Origin of the sequence: Brucella anthropi ATCC 49188, assembly GCF_000017405.1 — a bacterium.
Taxonomy (GTDB): Bacteria; Pseudomonadota; Alphaproteobacteria; order Rhizobiales; family Rhizobiaceae; genus Brucella; species Brucella anthropi.
This window is the reverse complement of the sequence record NC_009668.1, coordinates 908,085-931,636: the sequence shown is the minus strand read 5'-3', so window position 1 is coordinate 931,636 and position 23,552 is coordinate 908,085. Positions and strand designations below refer to the sequence as shown.

The window sequence follows — 23,552 nt, the reverse complement described above, 5'->3', positions numbered from 1 at the left end:
TTTCGGGGCAGTCATATGCCGAATCGATGACAGCGCTGAAATTTCAGGACCAATTTTTTGACGACATCGTTTGTTCGCCTGACTGTACTGGGAAGTATCCTGCCATTGCTGGCGGCATGCGTCACCGTTGGTCCTGACTATCAGAAGCCAAATGTGCTGACGCCTGCTGGTTGGAACAGCAAGGCTGACAAGCGTGCCCCTCAATTGGGTGATTGGTGGAAAAACCTGAAAGACCCGGTTCTGGATCAGCTGATAGCGGACGGAATTGCCGGTAGCCCGGATGTTGCTACTGCGAAGGCGAAGGTGCGGCAGACCCGCGCCAATTACACCTCGGCCGGTGGCGCGCTTTATCCGCAGTTGGATGGAAGCGGAAGCTTCACGCGATCTGACAGTGGAACTACTCTTGCCTCCAATCAGTCGAGCATGGGTTTTAAAACCCAATGGGAACTCGATCTTTTCGGCGGCAACAGGCGCGGTGTGGAAGCAGCCTACTACAATGTCGAATCCGCAAATGAGCAATTGCGGGCAGCGCTCATTACGCTGATCGGCGACATCGCAACCAACTATGCAAACTTGCGCGGTGCGCAGGCCAATATTGCCATTGCGCAGCGCAATGCAGCGTCCCAGCGGCAGACCGTAGCACTGACACGCAGCCAGCTGGAAGCCGGACAAATCTCGCAGGTCGATCTTTTGAGCGCCGAGACACAGGCCGCATCGACTGAAGCCCAGATACCGGGTCTGCGGATCAGCTACGCCCAATATCTCAATCAGTTGTCAGTGTTGACGGGCCGGTCTTCTTCGGCACTTGCGAGCGTTCTGGACAAATCACGTCCGATACCCGCGATCCCACGCAAAATTTCAGCCGGCCTGCCTGCCGATTTGCTGCTCAGCCGCCCGGATATCCGCGCAGCGGAACGCGATTATGCAAGTTCAACTGCCAGCATCGGCCAGAAACAGGCCCTGCTCTATCCAAGTGTTTCGCTCACCGGCAACATCAATACGGGTGGCGCCAATTTCGGTGACCTTGGAAAACTGTCGACAATCAGCTGGGCTTTCGGTCCAAGTTTGAGCGTACCTGTCTTCCATGGCGGCCAGCTGAATGCGGACGTCGACGCGGCAAGAGCAGCAAGAGACCAGGCTTTCATCGCCTATCGCAAAATCATCTTGACGGCGCTCAGCGAAGTCGAGAATGCCAGCGTATCGCTCAACCAGAACCGTTTGCGCACCGCGCAGCTACAGAAAATCGTTGGCAACAGCCGCAAGATCAACGAATTGACGCTGGAGCAATATAGAGCTGGCACGAAGAGCTTCGTCGATGTGCTGACGGCGCAGCGTGACCTTCTGAGCGCAGAAACCAACCTTAGTCAGGCCCGGACCGATCTGGTCCTGAATTATGTCGCCCTGCAGAAAGCACTGGGTGGTGGCTGGAACGGCATCATTGATGTTGCGAAACCTGAAGTCGTTGACGGCTATACGGGTCCGCGCATCGTCAAGACCCCGCCGCTTCCTCCACTGACAACCGATAAGAGACCACTATGAAACCCAAGTCGAAACGCCGTTTTCGCTGGCGCCTGTGGCTGGCCGTCCTCATCGCATTGCTGATCGTGGGCTATTTTGTCGTCCGCTCCCTCACGAAAGAAGAACCTCTGCCCGCCACGACTGAAATCAAGCGCGGCGAGATCGAAAGTTCGGTTCTTGCAACGGGTACTTTGCGGCCTAAAAATCTGGTTGCCATCGGCGCGCAGGCGACAGGCCGCATTCTTTCGCTCAAAGTGAAACCGGGCCAGCAGATAAAGGCCGGCGAAGTCGTTGCCCTGATTGACTCGACCAATCAGCAGAACGAGCTGAACAAGGCCCAGGCGTCGCTTCGCCAGAACGAAGCCACCCGTGCACAGAACCTTGCCGATCTCGAGCTGGCCAGGCAGGATCTGGCGCGAAACCAGATGATGATCGGCAAGAATGCCGTTGCACGTGCGGATTACGACAAGGCGGTCAGCACCGTAAAGTCGAAGGAAGCACAGGTCGCCAACAGCGAGGCGGCGATTGCGGCGGCGAAAGTCGACGTCCAGATCGCCGAAACCAATCTCGCTTATACCCGCATTACAGCGCCCATTGACGGCACGATCCTTGCGACGGTGGTTCAGGAAGGCCAGACCGTCAACGCGCAGCAAAGCGCGCCGACGATCGCTATTCTCGGCCAACTCGACACGATGACCGTCGAGGCGGACATTTCGGAAGCGGATGTTACTCAGGTTCGCGAAGGAATGCCGCTTTATTTCACCATATCGGGACAAAACCTGAAACGTTATGACGCGACGTTGGAAAAGATTGAACCGGCTCCGGATTCCATCGTCAGTGACAAAAGCTTCACGACAACGGCTGTGAGCGCATCGAGCTCGGCGACTGCCTCGGCCATTTACTACAAGGGTATTTTCAGCGTTCCCAATCCGGATGGGCTGCTCAGAACCTACATGACGACCGAAGTTCATATTCTGCTTGCGAAGGCAAAAGACGCCTTGATTGCGCCTGTGACCGCTCTCAAGGACACGAGTGAACCGGGGAAGGCCACGGTTCGCGTGGTGACAAGCGCCAACAAGATCGAAGAACGCACGGTCGAAACCGGCATTACCGACAAGGTCAACACCGAAATCCGTTCGGGTCTGAACGAGGGGGACAAAGTCGTCACCGATAATCAGGTTAGTGCTCCTGCCCCGGACAGTTTCTGACATGAGCGATACGCCGCTTCTCTCGCTCAAGGGCGTTTCCCGACAGTATCCGTCAGGTGACGACTTCACGACGGTTCTGAACCATGTGAACCTGACCATCGAGCGCGGAGAGATGGTGGCGATCATTGGCGCGTCCGGTTCGGGCAAATCCACGCTGATGAATATTCTCGGCTGTCTGGATCGTCCGTCGGAAGGCGAATATCTGATTTCCGGTCGCGCTACGTCGGAACTTGAAGCTGATGAGCTGGCACAATTGCGGCGTGAGCATTTCGGTTTCATTTTTCAGCGCTATCATCTGCTTGGTGAACTGGATGCCGTGGGCAATGTCGAGATCCCGGCCATTTATGCAGGCCAGAAAAAGGCGGAACGGCGCGAAAAGGCTGAAATGATCCTTCAGCGGCTTGGTATGGGTGAACGCACCCATCACCGGCCCAGTCAGCTTTCCGGGGGCCAGCAGCAGCGCGTTTCCATCGCCCGCGCCCTCATCAACGATGCTGATGTTATTCTGGCGGACGAGCCAACGGGTGCGCTCGACAGCCATAGCGGCGAGGAAGTCCTTGGCATCCTTCAGGAACTGAACCGCGAAGGACGCACCATCGTCATCGTCACGCATGACCGGCAGGTTGCAGCGCGGGCGCAGCGCATCATCGAAATTCGCGATGGCGAAATCATCTCCGATACACGTAACGGTGAGACCGAGCGGCGAGTGATGTCTGTGCCGGTTGAGCAGCAGCAGGCCAAGCCGAGGCTACTGGCCGGGCTTCGCGACCGCTTCAACGAGGCATTCGCAATGGCGCTCCGGTCGATGAATGCGCATCGGCTGCGCACGTTTCTGACGATGCTCGGCATCATTATTGGCACGGCATCGGTCGTCTGCGTCGTGGCGCTGGGACAAGGGTCACAGCGGCAGATTCTGGAGCGGATCAGCGATCTTGGCACCAATACGCTCTACATCAGTCCCGGCAGGGGATTTGGTGACCTGAAAGCCGCGCAGATTACAACACTCAATCTGGACGATGCCAAGGAGATCGCGAAACTGCCCTATGTGGTGGCTGCGACGCCATCCGGTTCGACAAGTTCCACGATCCGTGTCGGCGACAAAGAAGTCAGCGTTTCGGTGAATGGTGTGGGTGCGGAATATTTCGTCACACGCAACAGCAAGTTGCTCGAAGGCCGGTTTTTCGATCAGCGCAATGTCGATGATCTGGAACAGGTGGCTATGGTTGATGAAACAGCCAAGACGACACTCTTTCCCCATGAAGTAGGCTCTGTCATCGGCAAGATCATCCTTTTGAACAAAGTGCCAGTGCGCATTGTCGGTGTCGTCAAGGCCGAGGAACGCGGACCGGGTGGCGCGCAGACGCTTGAAGTCTACCTGCCCTACACGACTGTGCAGACACGCATGACCGGCTCACGTTCATTGCAGATGATCCTCGTTCGCGTCGCCGACACAATGGACCCGTCGGAAGCCGAAAAACTGATTACGGCCTTCCTGACCAAACGGCATGGCGAGAAGGACTTCTCAGTCTTCAATACCGACAGCCTGCAAAAGACCATTCAGGCCACCACAGCGACGCTTGCCCTTCTCGTGTCCAGCATTGCAGGCATATCGCTTTTTGTCGGCGGCATCGGTGTCATGAACATCATGCTTGTCGCCGTATCGGAAAGAATCAACGAGATCGGTGTCCGCATGGCCATTGGCGCACGCCAGAGCGATATCTTGCAGCAGTTCCTGATCGAGGCGATTCTCGTTTGTCTGATCGGTGGCGTGCTTGGTGTTCTCATCGCTGCCGGATTCGGCCTGCTGTTTGCGCAGTTCAGTTCGATGTTCCAGCTCATCTATTCGCCCGCCTCCATCGTGGTTGCGCTTGTCTGCTCGAGCTTGATCGGCATCGGATTCGGCTTTATTCCGGCTCGCAACGCCTCCAAACTCGATCCGGTCGTCGCCCTCGCACGGGACTGATCGGTGAGTCTCGGACTTGACGACTCTCTGCCGCCGGATGCCGTTCACGACTGCAGAATTAACAGGTAGCGGAAACTACCCTTGATTGTTGCATTGCGCATAAATCAATATAAGAAATACCTTTATTAGATTGATATTGCTGATTTTATATATGCAACCGAAGGTAATATCGCCTTTGGGAGGCTATGCATGAGGATATATGTCCCGCAAGAAATTTCTGTCTTTTGGGTCGTTTCGGAAGGGGGTTGTTAACCTTCATTTTTTATTACTTGGGCTCATTCAGGCGACAGTATCTATGGTTCAGGTATCATGCGTAATTTGAGAGAAAATTTCCCCCAGTCTACAGGAAATCGTGCAGAGAACGCTCAGGACCCGAAGCAGCCTAGCGGTCAGACGGGTAGTCAAAATCCCGCCAGTGACGATGCCTGGAAAATCCATTTTTCGCTCGGTGCGAATGTTCGTTTTACCCGTACGCCAGAAGTTGAGCTTTTGCGTCGTCGCGGCGAGGAACTCCCGAGCATCAATGAGCGCACTCAAGCTGAAGCTGCGCCAGAGATCAGCGTCGAGAAGGTTGCCGAAGCCCAGCCTATGGCTGTCGCACAAATGCAGAAGACCGTGTCGCAGAGCATGGTTCGCTCGCCAATAGCACCGGTGCCGCCCGCAATGCCTGCGGTTCCTGTGGCAGTTGTTGCAGCTTCTGCAGAGCCCGCTCTGGAAGTAGCCCCAGTTGCGGTTGAACCGGTCGCGGCTGACATTGTAAATCCGGCCAAGCCATCGGCCTTCACCTATCTTTCAGACTTCGCTTTCTGGGAAGGTTGCGACATCGATACGGCAATCGTGCCGGCGGAGCCTCTGGTTTCTGCTGTTCCAGCAGAACCGCGCAAGCCTTTGCCGACCGTTGAATCCATTCTGGCACAGTTCCGTATTCGCGAATGGAACAAGCAACCGGCGCCAGCTGCAGTAGCCACGATTCAGCCAGTCGTAGAGGCACCGGTTGCCATTGCGCCAGTTGAAACGGTTGCACCGAAACCTGTTGCTACCGTTCAGGTCGAAACGCCCGCGCCGCAGCCGATTGTGGCTGCGCCAGAGATCGCACCCGAAGTTATCGGCGAAGCCACCGAGGACGAAGTTGTACTCACCGTTGCTGAAGCGGAAGAACATGTCTTCGAGGAAGTAGTGGTTCCGGAGCCGGTCATCGAAAAGCCCGTTGCGGCCAAGGCAGCGCCTTCGATTGCATTGTACCAGCCGCAACCCCTCCCCCGCGCCGAAACGCCTGTCATTCACGGCAGCTATGAGTTTCCCCCGCGAGACCTTCTGCAGATGCCGCCCGAACAGGACGGAAATGTGATCACGCAGGAAATGCTGGAACGCAGCGCGGGATTGCTCGAAAGCGTGCTGGAGGATTTCGGCGTGCGCGGCGAGATCATTCATGTCCGCCCCGGCCCTGTCGTCACGCTCTACGAGTTTGAACCGGCGCCCGGCGTCAAGTCCTCGCGCGTCATCGGCCTTGCCGATGATATCGCCCGCTCCATGTCGGCGCTTTCCGCCCGCGTGGCTGTGGTTCCCGGCCGCAATGTCATCGGCATCGAACTGCCGAATGCCAATCGCGAAACCGTTTACCTGCGCGAAATGATCGATAGCCGCACTTTCGAGGCATCGAATTACCGTCTGCCGCTTTGCCTCGGCAAGGGTATTGGTGGCGAGCCGATCATCGCTGAACTGGCCAAGATGCCTCACCTTCTGGTGGCAGGCACCACCGGCTCAGGTAAGTCGGTTGCCATCAACACGATGATCCTCTCGCTGCTCTACCGTTTCAAGCCGGAAGAATGCCGCCTGATCATGGTTGATCCGAAGATGCTGGAACTGTCCATCTATGACGGTATTCCACATCTGCTGACCCCGGTTGTTACCGATCCGAAAAAGGCCGTCGTCGCTCTGAAATGGGCCGTGCGCGAGATGGAAGAACGCTATCGCAAGATGGCCCGCCTTGGCGTGCGTAACATCGAGGGCTTCAATGCCCGCGCCGCCTCGGCCAAGGGCAAGGGCGAAACCGTGATGTGCACGGTGCAATCCGGCTTCGACAAGGAAACGGGTGAAGCGACCTATATTCAGGAAGAGCTCGACCTGACGCCGATGCCGTACATCGTGGTCATCATCGACGAGATGGCCGACCTGATGATGGTTGCTGGCAAGGACATTGAAGGTGCTGTCCAGCGTCTTGCCCAGATGGCCCGCGCCGCCGGTATCCACCTCATCATGGCAACCCAACGCCCTTCGGTCGATGTCATTACTGGCACGATCAAGGCAAACTTCCCGACCCGCATCTCGTTCCAGGTCACCTCGAAGATCGACAGCCGCACGATCCTCGGTGAAATGGGTGCCGAGCAGCTTCTCGGTCAGGGCGACATGCTTCATATGGCAGGCGGCGGACGCATCGTCCGTGTCCATGGCCCGTTCGTTTCCGATGAGGAAGTCGAAAAAGTGGTCAACCACCTGAAGGAACAGGGACGTCCGGATTATCTGGCGACCGTCACGGAAGACGAGGAAGACGAAGACGCAACGCAGGACGCAGCGGTTTTCGATGCAACCTCGATGGGTTCGGAAGATGGTGATGACGTATATGAACAGGCCATCAAGGTCGTGATGCGCGACAAGAAGTGCTCCACGTCCTATATCCAGCGCCGCCTCGGTATCGGTTATAACCGTGCTGCCTCGCTCGTAGAGCGTATGGAGAAGGACGGTCTGGTCGGCCCTGCCAATCATGTCGGCAAGCGCGAGATCCTGACGGGCAACCGCGACTGATCACTGCTAAATCCAAGTTATAAAAAGCCGGATCGCACACGCGATTCGGCTTTTTGCTGTGCCTTGCCAATAGGTTGGAAACTGTTGCGCCAATGCGCTTGTCAAGATGTAAAATTTGGTTAATACTTAGTTCATTCGTACATTCTTGATAATCGGTCGAGATAGCCTCGAAAGCGGTCTCGCGCCCAGAAGATAGGGAGAATGATCGATGAAGAGCATTATTATCGGTCCTGCGGCTACCGAAAAGGATCGTACAGTTACGCAGCAGATTTTGCTGCGCATTCATGAGCAGATGCCAAAGCCTTCCGAAGACAAAACACAGGTTTGCAACGTATTGCGCCTGTCGAAGGGTGGCTATTCGCACCGCAGACGCAGAATTCATAAACTAGCCTGAGTTTAATTAATCGTATCACGTTTTTCTTCAGCGTCGCTCGCATCCCAGCGCAGCAGGCGCTGCATTTTTTATTTTCCGATATTTGCTGGTCGGCAGTGTCGATCACGGTCTTGTTCCAGCCCTACCCTTTTTAAAAGGAGACGTCTGGGGTAAGGGATAGCAATTGTCTCTCTTCATCCAGACATCAAGGAAATGCTATGCCCTCGCCCGCTCAAACCGACGGACAGCCGGAAAATAAGAAGTCTGGCATCTTTCTGGGGTTATTGACGATTCTGGTGGGCTTCTTCTTCATTCTCTTCATGGGGCTAGGCATCTGGCAGGTGGAGCGTCTGCAATGGAAACTCGATCTCATCGCAAGGGTCGATGCGCGCGTTCACGCCGAACCAGTTGCAGCGCCGGGTCCGGACGATTGGGCCAACGTCAACCAGAAAGACGATGAATACCGTCATGTCACGCTGACCGGCACCTATCTGAACGACAAGGAAGTGCTGGTCCATGCGCTGACCGAGCGCGGCGCAGGCTATTGGGTCCTGACGCCGATGCGTTCATCCGATGGCGCACTGACTTTCATCAATCGCGGCTTTGTTCCAAGCGACAAGCGCGATCCGTCATCGCGGCAGGAAACGCAGATTGCTGGTGAAACGACCGTAACAGGCCTGTTGCGTATGCCGGAACCTGACGGGTTCTTCCTGCGTCCGAACGATCCGGCGCGCAATGACTGGAATTCACGCGATGTCGCAGCCTTTGCGAAGAAAGAAAACCTGGGACCTGCTGCGCCCTATTTCATCGATGCGGATGCAACAGCTGGCACAGGAGCGCTTCCCATTGGTGGACTGACGGTCGTGAAATTCCGTAACAGCCATCTTTCCTATGCAATCACATGGTTTGCGCTTGCTGCCATGGTTGCCGGTGCCGCCATTTTCCTCTGGCGGCACGAGCGTAAGTTGAAGAGCTAGATGTGCAACGCGTGGCCGAGCGCTTTCATGCTGGCTTCGGCAAAGCCTTCACTCAATGTCGGATGTGCGTGGATCGTACCGGCGATGTCTTCCAGTCTTGCCCCCATCTCCACCGCCTGCGCAAAGGATGATGAAAGCTCGGATATGCCGACGCCAACAGCCTGAATACCGAGGATGAGGTGATTATCCGCACGTGCAACGACACGGATCATGCCGTCTTCACGCTCGATCGTCATTGCCCGGCCATTGGCCTGAAACGGGAAAATGCCCACCTGAATCTCATGACCGGCCTTGCGTGCCTCATCCGGCGATAGCCCGACCGTAACGATTTCCGGATCGGTGAAGCAGACGGCGGGAATGCAGCGCTTATCCCAAAGCTGATTGCCGCCTACGATGATTTCCGCCACCATCTCGCCCTGTGCCATGGCACGATGCGCAAGCATTGGCTCGCCGGTCACGTCACCGATGGCATAGACACCGCGCATGGAGGTGCGGCAGCGCTCGTCGATACGGATGAAACGTCCATCCATATCGAGACGAATTTCACTGAGACCCCAACCGTCGGTCTGCGGCTTGCGGCCCACAGTGACGAGGATCTTGTCGGCCTCGATGGTCTTCGTAGCGCCGTCGGCGGTCAGGACTTCAAGCCCTGCCTCATCCTTCGATAGTCCCTTGGCTGAAGTGCTGGTCAGGACTTCGACGCCAAGCGCCTTCAAACGCGCCATGACCGGACGCGTCAGCTCGGCATCATATTGCGGCAGGATGCGGTCAGTGGCTTCCACCACAGTGACTTTCGCGCCAAGCTTGGCAAAGGCCGTGCCGATTTCCAGTCCGATATAGCCGCCACCGACGATGGCCAGCTTTTCCGGCACCTTTTCCAGCGACAGCGCTTCAGTGGACGAAATGACTTTTCCGCCAAATGGCAGCGCCTGAATTTCAACCGGAACCGAGCCGGTTGCGATAACGATGTTTTCGGCATGGATCGTCTGGCGGCCGGTATCGGTTTCGACAAGAACGGTTTTCCCGTCGAGAAAGCGTGCCTGTCCATGGAACATGCGCACGCGCGACCGTTTCAGGAGACCAGCCACACCGCCATTCAGACGGCTCACAATGCCGTCTTTCCATTCAAGCGTTCTGGCAAAATCAATGGCCGGATTCTGCGCCGTAATGCCGAGCGCGCCCTTCGATGCAAAGACGGAAAGGTGGTGGAATTCATCAGCTGCGTGGATCAGTGCCTTGGATGGAATGCAGCCCACATTGAGGCACGTGCCGCCCAGTCGTGTCTTTTCCACCAGCACCGTATCAATGCCAAGCTGGCCTGCCCGGATGCCGCATACATAGCCGCCGGGACCGCCGCCGATGATCAGGAGTTTGCAGGAAATCTCGCTCATTCGATCAGCCTTCTATAAAAATCATCGCGGGCGTCTCCAGAAGGCTTTTCAGCTTCTGCACGAAGACCGCTGCATCCCAGCCGTCGATCACGCGATGGTCGAAACTGCACGACAGGTTCATCATCTTGCGCGGCACGAACTGCACGCCGTCCCACATAGGACGCACGGCCATCTTGTTGATGCCGACGATTGCGACTTCCGGGCGGTTGATGATCGGTGTCGTGGCGATTGCACCGAGTGGTCCAAGCGATGTGATGGTGATGGTGGAACCTGTCAGTTCTTCCCGCTTCGCCGTACCGTTGCGCGCCGCGTCGGTAACGCGCGACAACTCAGAAGCTGCAGCGAACACGCTCATGCTTTCCGCATGGCGTACCACCGGCACAATCAGACCGTTGGGCGTCTGCGTGGCGATGCCGATATGCACACCACCAAACTGGCGGATGATGTCGGCCTCGTCATCGAAATGCGCATTGAGACCGGGCTGTTCTTTCACTGCCTTGACGATAGTGCGAATAATGAAAGGCAGAAGCGTCAGACGCGGGCGATCTTCTTTCTTTTCATTGTTGAGGCCGCTACGCAGCTCTTCCAACTGTGTAACATCGACCTCTTCGACGATGGTAATATGCGGAATATGGCGCTTCGCCTCGGCCATGCGTTCGGCAATCTTGCGGCGAAGGCCGATGACCTTGATCTCGTTGACCGAGGTGTCGGTTGCATAACCGGACAGAGCCGGTGACGCGCCTGTTTCCTGCTGGAAAAAGACGTCCAGATCTTCGTGCGTGATGCGCCCCGCCGGACCCGTACCGCGAACACGACGCAGATCGACGCCGGCATCGCGAGCGCGGAGTCTGACGGACGGTGTTGCCAACGGCCTTTCGCCCTCGCTGCGTATTGGACCCGCACCAGAGAATGCGCGGCCTGCGCTCTCACGTTTCGGCGCAGCGGGCTTTGGAGGAACCGGCGTCTGCAACAGAACCGGTGTTTCGGGAGTTGGTGCTGGTTGCGGCTTGGCCGTTTCAACAGCAGTCAGAGCCGGTTCTTCTGCGTTCCCTTCGGATTTCTCTTCTGTCGCATCGCCCTCGATCTCCAGACGGACGAGTTCAGACCCGACAGCGATCTTCTCGCCGACTTCACCATTGACGGCGATGACCTTGCCGCCGCGTGACGATGGAATTTCGACCGTTGCCTTGTCGGTCATGACGGCAGCGAGAAGATCGTCCTCGCGCACGACATCGCCAACCTTCACATGCCATTCGACCAATTCGGCCTCGGCAACGCCTTCACCAACATCGGGGAGTTTAATTGTAAAATGTGCCATGTTTCCCTCCCCCTCAAGCTTCCATGATGGATGTTAGCGCACGGCCAACCCGGTCCGGGCCGGGGAAATAGGCCCATTCCTGCGCATGCGGATAAGGCGTATCCCAACCGGTAACGCGGAGAATCGGCGCTTCCAGATGATAGAAGCAATCACGCTGCACGAGTGCGGCAAGTTCTGCACCATAACCGCAGGTCAGCGTCGCCTCATGCACGATTACGCAGCGCCCGGTCTTCTTCACAGACGCCATGATGGTGTCCGTATCGAGTGGAAGCAGCGTGCGAAGATCGATCACCTCAGCATCGACGCCGGTTTCCTCGGCGGCGGCAAGCGCCACATGGACCATGGTGCCATAGGCAAGCACCGTCACGTCGCTGCCCTCGCGGCGAATGGCAGCCTTGCCCAGCGGCACGGTATAATAGCCTTCCGGCACATCACCGAGATCATGTTTCTTCCAGGATGTCACCGGACGGTCGTGATGCCCGTCGAAAGGACCGTTATAAAGACGCTTCGGTTCGAACATGATAACGGGATCAGGGTCTTCGATGGCCGCCAGCAGCAGTCCCTTGGCATCGGCAGGCGTCGACGGCATGACCGTCTTCAGGCCCGACACATGGGTGAAAAGCGCTTCCGGACTCTGGCTGTGCGTCTGGCCGCCATAGATGCCGCCGCCGGAAGGCATGCGGATCACGATAGGACAGGTGAACTCGCCCGCAGAGCGATAGCGTAGGCGTGCGGCCTCGGAAACGATCTGGTCGTAGGCCGGGTAGACATAGTCCGCGAACTGCACTTCGATGCAGGGGCGAAGACCGTAAGCGGCCATGCCGATGGCGGTGCCGACAATGCCGAGCTCGCTGATCGGCGCGTCAAAGCAGCGTTCCTTGCCGTATTTCTTCTGGAGGCCAGCCGTACAGCGGAAAACACCGCCGAAATAACCAACATCCTCGCCGAACACGACGACCTTCTTGTCGCGTTCCATGGCGATATCGTGGGCGTTCTGGATCGCCTCGATCATAGTCATTTTGGTCATGAATTATTTCCTCCGCATTTCCGAACGGAAAACCGCTTCACACTTTTCCTGGAAATGCTCAAAACCCCGCCTCCTGACGCTGGCGGATAAGATGCGGCGGCGTTTCGGCATAGACATCCTCAAACATGTCGCGCATCGATGGCTTGCGACCGTCATGCAATGTACCAATGGCTTCCGCTTCGCGCTGTGCAGCCACCACCAGATCCATCACTTCGGCTTCGGCCTGCTTGTGACGTTCATCCGACCAGACGCCGCGCTTGATAAGATGGTTCTTGAGCCGCAGGATCGGATCGCCGAGCGGCCATGCGTCGCTTTCGGCCTTCGGACGATAGGCGGATGGATCGTCAGAGGTTGAGTGTCCGCCAGCGCGATAGGTCACATATTCGATGATGGTCGGTCCGAGATTGCGCCGGGCGCGTTCCACAGCCCATTTGGCAACCGCATGAACGGCCAGATAGTCATTGCCATCGACACGCAGGGCAGGAATGCCGAAGCCGTGGCCGCGTGCTGCGAAAGTGCCGGAGCCGCCGCGCGCAATGCCCTGAAAGGTGGAAATGGCCCATTGGTTATTGACGATATTCATCACCACCGGGGCTTTGTAGGTCGAAGCAAAAACCAATGCGGCGTGGAAATCGCTTTCTGCGGTCGAGCCATCGCCGATCCATGCTGCCGCGATCTTCGTATCGTGGCTGATGGCCGAAGCCATGGCCCAGCCGACGGCCTGCGTATATTGCGTCGCGAGGTTGCCGGAAATGGTGAAGAAGCCATGTTCCTGTGACGAGTACATCACCGGAAGCTGACGGCCTTTCAACGGGTCCTGCTCGTTGGAGAAAATCTGGTTCATCATCGTGACGAGCGGATAATCGTCGGCAATGAGCAGACCGGCCTGACGATAGGTCGGGAAATTCATGTCGCCTTTGCGCAATGCCTTGCGGAAAGCACAGCTGACCGCCTCTTCACCCAAATGCTGCATATAGAACGAGGTCTTGCCCTGACGCTGGGCCATCATCATACGCGCATCATAGGCGCGCAGGATCATCATGTGACGAAGCCCGTCTTTCAACTCATCATCGGTCAAGGTGCCCGCCCAGGGGCCGACCGCCTCGCCTTCGCGGTTCAAAACGCGGATGATGCTGAAAGCCAGATCGCGCATTGCTTCCGGCTTTTCGTCGATTTCCGGCCTGCGAACGCTTCCCGCACGCGGGATTTTGACATGGGAGAAATCCGGTGCATCGCCAGGCCGCCACTCCGGCTCGGGAACATGCAGGGATAGTACGACATCATCACTCATGCGGGTAACCCTCGAAACTGGCCTCGCAACTGGCCTAGGGAACTTACAAAATGTCGAACGGGAGAATATCGGATTGGTTCCGTGCGTTTCGGAAACCCTATCGTCGGCGTTGTTGGTCACATCTGCCGACCTTGTTCCTCCCATGCGACATGGCGCCGATTTCCTCCTTCGGCACCATCCGTTTTCAGGGTGGAACGGGTTCAAAAATAAAGCAAGATTATTTTTCGGCCGCTTCGGCACTCTTTTGTGAAACGGGTTCGCTCGTGCTTTGGCCGCAGCTAAGGTGCACCGGACGAAACAAGCTTATTCCCGTGATTTCGATGGGATTTTAAGTGGAATGTTTAACTATCTAGTACCGCAATAATATTGCTTTTGATTGACGAGAACGTCAGTACTTATTGGTACTCTTTCGGCCCTTTCGAGCACGGTTTTCGTTTCTCACAAACTCAGCATGAGGCGTTTTGTCCATGTATCCCAGCGAGAATTACGTCCATCAAACGACGCCGATTCTCCAAAAAGAAAAGCCGCACCCGAGGGCGCGGCTTGTGGGTAAGGCTTGGTAAGAAGCTGCGAAATGTTCGGTTCAGCGGATCGCTTTGCCGTTCGCATCGAACCGATGCGTCTTGCTATCATCAGGCGTAATGAAGATCATGTCGCCTTCGTTGTAGTGATGTTCGCCGAAGAGCCGCACCGTAATCAGGCCTGCAGCTTCGGTTTCGACGTAAAGGATCGTATCGGCACCGAGATGTTCGGCGTGGATGACTTTGCCTTTCCATTTGCCGCTGTCGCGGCTGACGGAAATGTGCTCGGGACGGATACCGACCGTCTTCGCTCCTGTGTCGCCAACACGGGTGCCGTCCACGAAATTCATCTGCGGCGATCCGATGAAGCCCGCGACAAACAGATTGTCAGGCTTGTTATAGAGTTCCATCGGCGAACCGACCTGCTCGATGCGGCCGGCATTGAGGACAACGATACGGTCCGCAAGCGTCATGGCCTCAACCTGATCATGCGTGACATAGATCATCGTCGCCTTGAGCTCGCGGTGTAACTTGGCGATTTCAAGCCGCGTCTGCACGCGAAGTGCAGCATCGAGGTTCGACAGCGGTTCATCGAACAGGAACAGTTCCGGTTCGCGCACCAGTGCACGCCCGATGGCGACGCGCTGGCGCTGGCCACCCGACATTTCAGCCGGACGGCGACCCAGATAAGGGTCAAGCGACAGCATTGCCGAAGCCTTGGAAACGCGCGTTTCAATTTCGGCCTTCGGCGTACCTGCCTGCTTGAGGCCAAGCCCCATATTGTCCTTGACCGTCAGGTGCGGATAAAGCGCATAGGACTGGAACACCATCGCGATGCCGCGCTTGGAAGGCGGCGTGACTGTGACATCATCGCCATTGATGAGCACCTGACCGGAAGAGACGTCTTCCAGACCGGCAATGGAACGCAGCAGCGTTGACTTGCCGCAACCGGAAGGTCCGACGAAGATAATGAACTCGCCGTCCTGCACTTCAAGATTGATATCCTGCAGAACTTCCTGTGCGCCGTAGCGCTTGTGTACCGATTTGAGTAGCAGCGATCCCACGTAACAAATTCCCTTAGAGCATTTCCGAGCCAAAAGTGCGAAGCAGTTTTGCGTAGGATAATGCGTGAAAACAAAGAGATAGAGCGGTTCCACAATTCCGTTTTAACTGGAACCGCTCTAATTTCTACCGGCTTACAGTTTGACAGGCTGGCCCGAGCGCACGCTTTCATCTGCCGCAAGGCAGATGCGCAGCGATTGCAGCGCGTCATCCATATGTCGGTTGAGATCGATATCTTCGCGAATGGCCTTCAGCATGTAAGCCTGCTCGCGTTCACACAACTCCTGATGTCCGGGCTCGTCGGCCATCGAGAGGTCCGTATCCGGTTTCAGGAACTTTCCATCTGCTCCGCGCTCGGCGCGGTGAACACGGATGGTCGAGGTCTTGGTATGTGCGTCCACATCGTCGGACTTGGTCACGGCCTCGTTCATGACGATCGAGACGCAGCCGTTCGGCGAGATGACGTCCTTCACGAAGAAGGCCGTTTCCGACATCATCGGTCCCCAGCCCGCTTCATACCAGCCGACCGTGCCGTCATCGAATAACACCTGAAGATGGCCGTAATTATACATGTCCGGCTTGATCTCGTCGGAGAGGCGCAATCCCATGCCGCGTACTTCCACCGGCTTGGCGTCAGTGATCTGGCACATGACGTCCACATAATGCACGCCACAATCGACAATGGGCGACGTGGTGTTCATCAGGTTCTTGTGCGTCTCCCAGGTTGCGCCACTGGATTGCTGGTTGAGATTCATGCGGAAGACGTAAGGTCCGCCGAGCTGGCGTGCCTCGGAAATAAGCCGCATCCACGACGGATGATGGCGCAGAATATAGCCGATGACGAGCTTGCGCCCGTTGGCGCGTGCGCAATCGATTACCCGACGCGCATCCTCAACCGTCGTTGCCAGCGGCTTTTCCACGAACACATGCGCGCCCTGCTCCAGCGCCGCGACGGCATAATCCGCATGGCTTTCCGAATAGGTGGCGACGCAGGCGAGATCGGGCTTCAGTTCCTTCAGTGCTTCATGGAAGGAAGGATGAATTTCATAGCCTGCCAGTTCATCCGGAACAGCAACCTTGGTGCGATTGACGAGGCCGATGACCTCGAAGCCTGGATTGCGGTGGTAGGCGAGCGCATGGCTGCGGCCCATATTGCCGAGCCCGGCGGAAAGAACACGAACAGGATTTTGCATTGCAGAACTCATTTTACAGCCCCCGCGGTGATGCCGCGGATCAGCTGCCGCGAGAATATGACGTAAAGGACGAGGATCGGGAACATCGCCAGCGAAAGCGCTGACAGAACCGCATTCCAGTTGGTGACGAACTGACCGATGAACAGCTGCGAACCGAGAGTCACCGTCTTGGTGGCTTCACTTGGCGCAAGGATCAGCGGGAACCAGAGATCGTTCCAGATCGGGATCATGGTGAAGACGGCGACCGTGGCCATGGCAGGCCTGATCAACGGCAGCACCAGCTTGAAGAAGATCGCATATTCCGACATGCCGTCTATTCGCCCGGCATTCTTCAAATCGTCGGATACTGTTCGCATGAATTCCGACAGGATGAAGATCGCAAGCGGCAGACCCTGCGCGGTATAAACGAGGATCAGCGCCGTCAGCGTGTTGACCAGACCTGCGGCTACCATGCCTTGCAGCAGTGCAACCGTGCCGAGCCGGATCGGGATCATGATGCCGATGGCGAGATAAAGCCCCATCAGCGTGTTGCCCTTGAAGCGATATTCAGCGAGCGCAAAGGCTGCCATCGCACCGAACAGGATCACAAGGAAGATGCTCACCACCGTGACGATGGTGCTGTTCTGAAAATAAGTCAGGAAGGAGCCCTGTTTCAGAACCGTTTCATAGCCGATGAGGCTGAAACTTTCCGGTGTCGGAAACTGCAACGGCGTGCGGAAAATCGCATTACGATCCTTGAACGAATTGATCAGCGTCAGCGCCACCGGGAACACGGCGATCAGCATGTAGAAGATCAGGGCCGCATGAACGAGAGTGGTGCGAATGGGCGATGTGCGTGCTTTCGACATGGTCTCGTCCTTCAGAACTGGTAGCGGCGCATGCGACGCTGGATGCCGAACAGGTAGAGCGACACACCTGCCAGAATGATGAGGAACATCACGGCGGCGATGGTTGCGCCCATGGACGGATTGCCAAGCTGCAGCTGGAAGCCGAAGAAAGTACGATAAAGGAACGTGCCCAGAATATCTGTCGACTTGTCCGGTCCGGCAAGCGCACCCTGCATCGAATAGACGAGGTCGAACGCGTTGAAGTTGGCAACGAAGGTCATCACCGAGATCAGGCCGATTGAAGGCAGGATCAGCGGCAGCTTGATCTTGAAGAACTGGCTCCAACCGGTGATGCCGTCACATTCAGCGGCTTCGATGATTTCATCGGGAATATTCAGAAGAGCTGCATAGATCAGCATCATCGGAATGCCGACGAACTGCCAGACCGAGACGAGCGACACGGTGACAAGCGCCGTATCCGCCTTGCCGAGCCACGGGCCAAACAGCCATTTGAGACCGACAAGGTCCATCATCCACGGTGCGACGCCCCAGATCGGCGACAGGATCAGCTTCCAGATAAAGCCCACGATCACGAAGGACAGCAGCGTTGGGAGAAAGATCGCCGTGCGGTAGAAGGCGGCAAAACGCAGCTTCGGCAGGGACAGCATGGCTGCCAGCAGAATGCCGATCGGGTTTTGAACAAGCATGTGAATACAAAAGAATATAACGTTGTTTTTCAACGCATTCCAGAAATCGCGTGACCAGTTCGGATCACCGAAAAGTGCCTGGAAATTGGCGAACCCCACAAAAGCGCGCTGTCCGTCGACGACATTGAAGAATGCCTGCCGAAGTGTCTCGATCAATGGCAGCACCATCACCGCCGTATAGATCAGGACGCAGGGCAGAAGAAATACAAGTATATGCCAACGCCTTGGGCGCTTGTGCACAATACCTGTCATGTCGGCAGATTGGCTCATATAGGCATTCGCTCTTCAAGAGCATTTCCAGCAAAGGTATGAACCATTTGCGTTCGGAAATGCATAAAACCGATGGTTAGCGTTCTCGTTCACGAGAATGCGTGCAAACCGGGAAACAATATTTCCCATCCCTGCCCGCTCGCGTCATTTTAAACTGACACGGAATGCACCGATTGCAAAACTGCATGTCGATGCGACAGACGAAAAGATATGGGCGGCGCGCCCCCGCGATCGCCGCCCATATTGTCCCGCGTTTTTACTTCGCAGGCTTGTACCAGCTGTCCAGACCTTCCTGCAGCTTCTTCGCGGCATCTTCCGGCGTCACAGTGCCGTTGATGACGTTGGCCGACTGAACCCAGGTTTCATTTTCGAGGTTCGGCGTGCCACGCGAGAGAATCTGGTAGGTCGAACGAATGGTTGGCTTGCACTTTTCGCGCCAGGAAACGAATTCCTGTGCCAGCGGATCGCTCATCTTCACAGCCGTCGAATTGAGGCTGAAGAAGCCCGGCAGCGCATTGGCATAGATTTCAGCGAACTCAGGCGAAGATACCCAGTTCAGGAAAACCTTTGCCTGTTCTGCGTGCTTGCTCGAAGCGTTGAGGCCAAGGCCGATATCGTTGTGGTCGGAGATGTAGCAGGTATCGCCTGCATTCTTGACCGGTGGCGGGAAGGCACCCATCTTGAATTGCGCCTGCGTATTGAACAGGCCAATTTCCCACGAACCAGCCGGATAGATGGCGGCGCGGCCAAGCGTGAACAGGTTCTGGCTGTCCGGATAAGTCTGCGCTTCGAAACCGTCGCCCAGATAATCCTTCCACTTGGCAAGAACCTTGAACGGTTCGACCCACTGCGGATCGGTGAGCTTTTCTGTACCGGCGATCAGAGCCTTGCGGCCTTCCTCGCCTTTCCAGTAGGTTGGTCCGATATTCTGGTAGCCCATGGTTGCGGCTTCCCACATATCCTTCGTGCCCATGGCCATCGGGATGTAGGTGCCGTCTGCCTTGATCTTGTCGAGAGCTTCGAAGAATTCGGCTTCCGTGGTCGGAGCCTTGAGCCCCAGCTTGTCGAAGGCTTCCTGATTGTAGATGAAGCCGTGAATAACCGAAGCCATCGGCACGCAGAAGGTCTTTGAACCGTCGTCAGTGCTCCAAGCGGACTTGGCAACGTCGGAGAAGTTCTTCATGCCTTCGAGATCGGTCAGGTCGGAGAGCTTGCCCTTGTTGAAAAGCTCGAGCGACGTGTCGAACGGACGGCAGGAAATAAGGTCGCCGCCTGAACCGGCGTCGAGCTTGGCATTGAGGGCCGCGTTATACTCGGTTGGCGCACTCGGTGCGAAATTGATCTTGATGCCAGGATTCTTGGCTTCAAAAGCCGGAATGATCTTTTCCTGCCAGATCTGCAGATCGTCGTTACGCCAGCTTTCGACCGTCAACGTGACATCTTCGGCAAGCGCAGCCGATCCCGACGCCAAAAGCGTGGAACCCAGCAGCATGAGTTTCAACGTATTACGAACCATTTGACCTTCTCCCGTTTTTTAGCGCGGATGCGCAACAGAGGCGAAAGTACGCCAGACCGCTTCAGTACGATCGCTCCTCGCGTTGTGGGAAAAGTACCGGCCCCCGCCGGTGATCTCCATCCCTATCCGCGTGCTCCTCGCCCTCAGCGGCATTGCGCTCCCCTTCTGTTGAAATTAATGCCAAAAACGTACCAATTGTCCAGAGAAGTTTACAACTTTCGCGCATAAAAATTTAAAACAGTCGTTTTTCTCAAATTTTATCAACGAATTAATCAATTTTTTCTCAAGCCGACAAATCTGCTTGGTTAATGGTATTTTTTTGGTATCTTCAAGCCGGAGGTATCTTCATGACTGAATTCTTCATTGGCGTCGATGGTGGCGGCACGGGATGTCGCGCCGTGGTGGCGGGTAGCGATGGTGCGATTCTGGGTTCGGGGCGCAGCGGCTCCGCCAATATCGTCACCGATCCGCGAACGGCGCTGATCAATGTGATCGCGGCGATCGATAACGCTTTTGATGATGCCGGGCTGGACAAGACGCATTATGCGACCAGTCACGCAGTTCTCGGTCTGGCAGGCGGCAATGTCGTGGGTGCAGGCACCCCGATAGAACGCGGCCTGCCCTTCGCGCACTCCAATGTGGAGTTTGACGGCGTGATCGCCCTGCAGGGTGCGCTTGGCGATCAGGACGGCATCGTTGCCATTCTCGGCACGGGCACGGCCTATATCACACGCCGGAGCGGTCGAATTCATTCAGTCGGCGGATGGGGTTTTCCCCTGAGCGATCTCGGCAGTGGCGCGCGGCTCGGTCAAAGCTTGTTGCAGGAAAGCCTGCTCGTGCATGACGGCATTCATCCACGCACACGCCTGACGACGGACCTTTTGAACGAGTTTGACAACAATCCGGATAATCTGGTCGAATTTGCCTGGACTGCGAAGCCGGGCGACTTCGGCAAATATGCTCCACGTATTTTCCAGTATGCGAACGAGGGAGACGAAACCGCACGGATGTTGCTGGAGCGTTCTGCCAGTTATGTGAGTGAAACGCTTGACGTACTGATCAAACAGGGCGCCGAACGCATCAGCCTGCTTGGCGGCATGGCACCGCTTTATGTGGAATGGCTGCCGCCATACCAGCAGAAGCTTCTGGTCAAACCGGCGGCGGATGCTTTGACAGGCGCTCTACAACTGGCCCTCAAGCGATATGGGTCGCAAAATGGAAAGGCGCGCGAATGAGCGGAAATTTCAGCGCTTTCCTGCCCAAGAACCTGCAGGGTTCTGCTCCCTCTTCTGGTGGCCCACTCTATATGCAGCTGCGTCAGTCACTGGAGACTGCGATCCGCGCCGGGCAGCTGGTTGACGGTGAAGCCCTGCCGCCGGAACGCGACATTGCTGAATATGCCAATATCAGCCGCGTGACAGTGCGCAAGGCGGTGGATGATCTCGTCAAGGCCGGGCTTCTCGTGCGCCGTCATGGTTCGGGCACGTTCGTCGTGCGCCCGAGCGAGCGCGTGCAGCAGTCGCTCTCGATGCTGACTTCATTTACCGAAGACATGGCGCGCCGCGGCATCACCACGCAATCCAGATGGCTGGAGCGCGGCCTTTACTACCCTTCGCCTGAAGAGATGATGAAGCTGGGCGTTTCCTCGGAAACCCGCGTTGCTCGCCTCGGTCGTCTGCGCATTGCGAGTGACATGCCGCTGGCCATCGAGCGCGCAAGTCTTTCAAGCGAAATCCTGCCCGACCCGGATGCGGTCAAGGGCTCACTCTATGCCGAGCTGAGCCGCACCGGATTTCGCCCTGTGCGTGCGGTCCAGCGCATAGCAGCCTGCAACATCAAGGACCCCGACGCACGCATTCTGGGCGTCAAGGAAGGCGATGCGGGCCTGTCCATCGAACGGATTTCTTATCTGTCGTCCGGTCGGGTGGTGGAGTTTACAAAATCACTCTATCGCGGCGATGCCTATGATTTCGTAGCCGAGCTGACAATACCGCAGCCTTAGAGCGCGTTTCGATCTGATTGGATCAGATCGGCGCTCTAACTTCTTCTGTTTTAAGCATAATCTTCTCGATCCTCGTTTCACTCCGGTCGGATTATGCTCTAAGCGACCTCTATCGACGAAAACGGCCCGTTTCCGGGCCGTTTTTATTTCATGTCAGTGATGTTTCTTGCCTTCACGAGCCAGATCCGCTGTTGGATCGGCTGCGAGACGCTTGCGCGCCCGGTCATCCATCAGCTCATACCACATGGCGTTGAGCACGGCGAAAGCCGCAGCAAGCGGAAGCCCCAACAACCAGGAAAAATACCACATATCGCTTTCCTTTCTCGGTTGTTCCAAGCGCATCCTGAAAAGTTTGAAACGGTTTTCGGGATGCGCGTTGAAACGAAACTTATAGAGCGCCGATCTGATGCAATCAGATCAAAAAGCACTCTAGTAAGCGTGATTGCTGTCGTCTTCGATCATGTCCTTGTCGACCTTGCCCCACAGGACCTTGTAAACCCAGGACGTGTAGACAACGATCAGCGGCAGGAAAATGAGCGTCACAACCAGCATGATGAACAGTGTCATATGGCTGGAAGACGAATCCCATACCGTCAGGCTTGAGCGCGGATCGAGCGACGATGGCAGAATGAACGGGAACATCGACACGCCGACCGACGAAATAATGCCGAAGATCGACAGCTTTCCGAACAGCAGCGGGGCTAATTCACGACGGCTACGCAATGCGATGAAGACCGCCAGTGCCCCCAAAATGCCGAGCGCCGGAGCGATCAGCAGGACAGGATAGTTCACATAGTTGGTGAACCATGCACCGTGATCCAGTTCCACAGTCTTGCGCAGCGGATTGGATGGCCCGTCGGTGACGATGGCGCTCGTGATCCGGTAACCCGAAACCCAGAACCAGCTGACAACCCCAGCCAGCACATAGAGCACGACAGTCAGAAGAGCTGCGATGCTGCCGTAGGACCGGGCACGCGCCTGAATATCCCCGGTCGTCTTCAACATCAGCCAAGAAGCGCCATGCATGCAGAGCATCGTCACCGAAAGCACGCCGCAAAGCAGTGCAAACGGATTCAGCAGACCGAAGAACGAGCCTTCATAGAATATCTGAAAGTCGTCGGCGATACGGAATGGAACGCCCTGTAGGACATTGCCGACGGCAACGCCGAAGATAAGGGCAGGAACGAAACCGCCGATGAAAAGCGCCCAGTCCCAGCCTCTCCTCCAGGCCTCACTCTCGCGCTTGGAACGATATTTGAACCCGACCGGACGCAAGATGAGTGCGAACAGGATGACAAACATCGCCAGATAGAATCCGGAGAAAGACACCGCATAGAGCTGTGGCCAGGCGGCGAAAATAGCACCGCCCCCGAGGATCAACCAGACCTGATTGCCTTCCCAGACGGGGCCGATCGTGTTGATGATGATGCGTCGCTCGACATCGGTTTTGCCGACGACGGGCATGAGTATGTCGACACCGAGGTCGAACCCGTCCATCGCGGCAAAAGCGATCAGCAATACGCCGAGCAGCACCCACCAGATGAGACGCAGGGTTTCATAGTCCAACAAATCGCTGAGTATCATGA

General features: G+C 56.5%; 19 protein-coding genes. 8 read left to right on the top strand and 11 right to left on the bottom strand.

All coding sequences use genetic code 11. The annotated features are described in order from the left end of the window. The first annotated feature begins 57 nt into the window (after positions 1 to 57). The 6 genes from OANT_RS18395 to OANT_RS18370 all read left to right on the top strand — a co-directional run bounded on the left by OANT_RS18395 (position 58) and on the right by OANT_RS18370 (position 8,841). Entirely contained in the window at positions 58 to 1,539 is a 1,482-nt protein-coding gene (locus tag OANT_RS18395) for an efflux transporter outer membrane subunit (protein WP_012092956.1), read from the top strand. Then, positions 1,536 to 2,726 carry an efflux RND transporter periplasmic adaptor subunit gene (locus OANT_RS18390; protein ID WP_012092955.1) on the top strand — a complete coding sequence of 397 codons (1,191 nt, stop codon included), beginning with the start codon at positions 1,536 to 1,538 and terminating at the stop codon, positions 2,724 to 2,726. Before OANT_RS18395 ends, OANT_RS18390 begins: the two co-directional genes overlap by 4 nt. Before the next feature lies 1 nt (position 2,727). Then, complete coding sequence (locus OANT_RS18385) at positions 2,728 to 4,689, top strand: MacB family efflux pump subunit (protein WP_012092954.1); 1,962 nt, start codon at positions 2,728 to 2,730, stop codon at positions 4,687 to 4,689. Positions 4,690 to 5,121: 432 nt separating this feature from the next. Further along, on the top strand, positions 5,122 to 7,491 hold the full coding sequence (locus tag OANT_RS18380; protein WP_373366458.1) for a DNA translocase FtsK: 2,370 nt from the start codon (positions 5,122 to 5,124) through the stop codon (positions 7,489 to 7,491). A 208-nt stretch (positions 7,492 to 7,699) separates the two neighbouring features. Next, complete coding sequence (locus tag OANT_RS18375; protein ID WP_010658754.1) at positions 7,700 to 7,885, top strand: hypothetical protein; 186 nt, start codon at positions 7,700 to 7,702, stop codon at positions 7,883 to 7,885. A 197-nt stretch (positions 7,886 to 8,082) separates the two neighbouring features. Continuing rightward, positions 8,083 to 8,841, top strand: coding sequence for an SURF1 family protein (locus OANT_RS18370; protein ID WP_012092952.1), 759 nt, complete (start codon positions 8,083 to 8,085; stop codon positions 8,839 to 8,841). On the opposite strand, the gene lpdA is transcribed toward OANT_RS18370, so the two are convergent. The 9 genes from lpdA to OANT_RS18325 all read right to left on the bottom strand — a co-directional run bounded on the left by lpdA (position 8,838) and on the right by OANT_RS18325 (position 19,964). Next, positions 8,838 to 10,232: a dihydrolipoyl dehydrogenase gene (gene lpdA, locus OANT_RS18365; protein WP_012092951.1), complete on the bottom strand. Its 1,395-nt coding sequence runs from the start codon at positions 10,230 to 10,232 to the stop codon at positions 8,838 to 8,840. The genes OANT_RS18370 and lpdA overlap by 4 nt on opposite strands. A gap of 4 nt (positions 10,233 to 10,236) precedes the next feature. Further along, positions 10,237 to 11,550, bottom strand: coding sequence for a dihydrolipoamide acetyltransferase family protein (locus OANT_RS18360; RefSeq protein WP_012092950.1), 1,314 nt, complete (start codon positions 11,548 to 11,550; stop codon positions 10,237 to 10,239). A 13-nt stretch (positions 11,551 to 11,563) separates the two neighbouring features. Beyond that, positions 11,564 to 12,577, bottom strand: a complete 1,014-nt coding sequence (locus OANT_RS18355) for an alpha-ketoacid dehydrogenase subunit beta (protein WP_010658750.1) — start codon at positions 12,575 to 12,577, stop codon at positions 11,564 to 11,566. A gap of 58 nt (positions 12,578 to 12,635) precedes the next feature. Beyond that, entirely contained in the window at positions 12,636 to 13,868 is a 1,233-nt protein-coding gene (locus tag OANT_RS18350; protein WP_012092949.1) for a 3-methyl-2-oxobutanoate dehydrogenase (2-methylpropanoyl-transferring) subunit alpha, read from the bottom strand. 583 nt (positions 13,869 to 14,451) lie between these two features. After that, positions 14,452 to 15,453, bottom strand: coding sequence for an ABC transporter ATP-binding protein (locus OANT_RS18345; protein ID WP_012092948.1), 1,002 nt, complete (start codon positions 15,451 to 15,453; stop codon positions 14,452 to 14,454). Positions 15,454 to 15,585: 132 nt separating this feature from the next. Continuing rightward, positions 15,586 to 16,656, bottom strand: coding sequence for a Gfo/Idh/MocA family protein (locus OANT_RS18340; RefSeq protein WP_012092947.1), 1,071 nt, complete (start codon positions 16,654 to 16,656; stop codon positions 15,586 to 15,588). Further along, the gene (locus tag OANT_RS18335) at positions 16,653 to 17,492 is read right to left on the bottom strand and encodes a carbohydrate ABC transporter permease (RefSeq protein ID WP_010658746.1); all 840 of its coding nucleotides are present in this window, start codon (positions 17,490 to 17,492) and stop codon (positions 16,653 to 16,655) included. Before OANT_RS18335 ends, OANT_RS18340 begins: the two co-directional genes overlap by 4 nt. Positions 17,493 to 17,503: 11 nt before the next feature. Continuing rightward, the gene (locus tag OANT_RS18330) at positions 17,504 to 18,448 is read right to left on the bottom strand and encodes a carbohydrate ABC transporter permease (RefSeq protein WP_010658745.1); all 945 of its coding nucleotides are present in this window, start codon (positions 18,446 to 18,448) and stop codon (positions 17,504 to 17,506) included. A 256-nt stretch (positions 18,449 to 18,704) separates the two neighbouring features. Further along, positions 18,705 to 19,964 carry an ABC transporter substrate-binding protein gene (locus tag OANT_RS18325; protein ID WP_010658744.1) on the bottom strand — a complete coding sequence of 420 codons (1,260 nt, stop codon included), beginning with the start codon at positions 19,962 to 19,964 and terminating at the stop codon, positions 18,705 to 18,707. Positions 19,965 to 20,311: 347 nt separating this feature from the next. Here OANT_RS18325 and OANT_RS18320 point away from each other — a divergent pair, with 347 nt between their 5' ends. Beyond that, positions 20,312 to 21,199 carry a glucosamine kinase nucleotide-binding domain-containing protein gene (locus OANT_RS18320; RefSeq protein WP_012092946.1) on the top strand — a complete coding sequence of 296 codons (888 nt, stop codon included), beginning with the start codon at positions 20,312 to 20,314 and terminating at the stop codon, positions 21,197 to 21,199. Then, complete coding sequence (locus OANT_RS18315; RefSeq protein ID WP_012092945.1) at positions 21,196 to 21,966, top strand: GntR family transcriptional regulator; 771 nt, start codon at positions 21,196 to 21,198, stop codon at positions 21,964 to 21,966. Before OANT_RS18320 ends, OANT_RS18315 begins: the two co-directional genes overlap by 4 nt. Positions 21,967 to 22,119: 153 nt before the next feature. Here OANT_RS18315 and cydX read toward each other — a convergent pair whose 3' ends face one another. Continuing rightward, on the bottom strand, positions 22,120 to 22,275 hold the full coding sequence (gene cydX / locus OANT_RS25815; protein WP_029375948.1) for a cytochrome bd-I oxidase subunit CydX: 156 nt from the start codon (positions 22,273 to 22,275) through the stop codon (positions 22,120 to 22,122). A 120-nt stretch (positions 22,276 to 22,395) separates the two neighbouring features. After that, positions 22,396 to 23,550 carry a cytochrome d ubiquinol oxidase subunit II gene (gene cydB / locus OANT_RS18305; protein ID WP_010658740.1) on the bottom strand — a complete coding sequence of 385 codons (1,155 nt, stop codon included), beginning with the start codon at positions 23,548 to 23,550 and terminating at the stop codon, positions 22,396 to 22,398. Between the last annotated feature and the right edge of the window lie 2 nt (positions 23,551 to 23,552).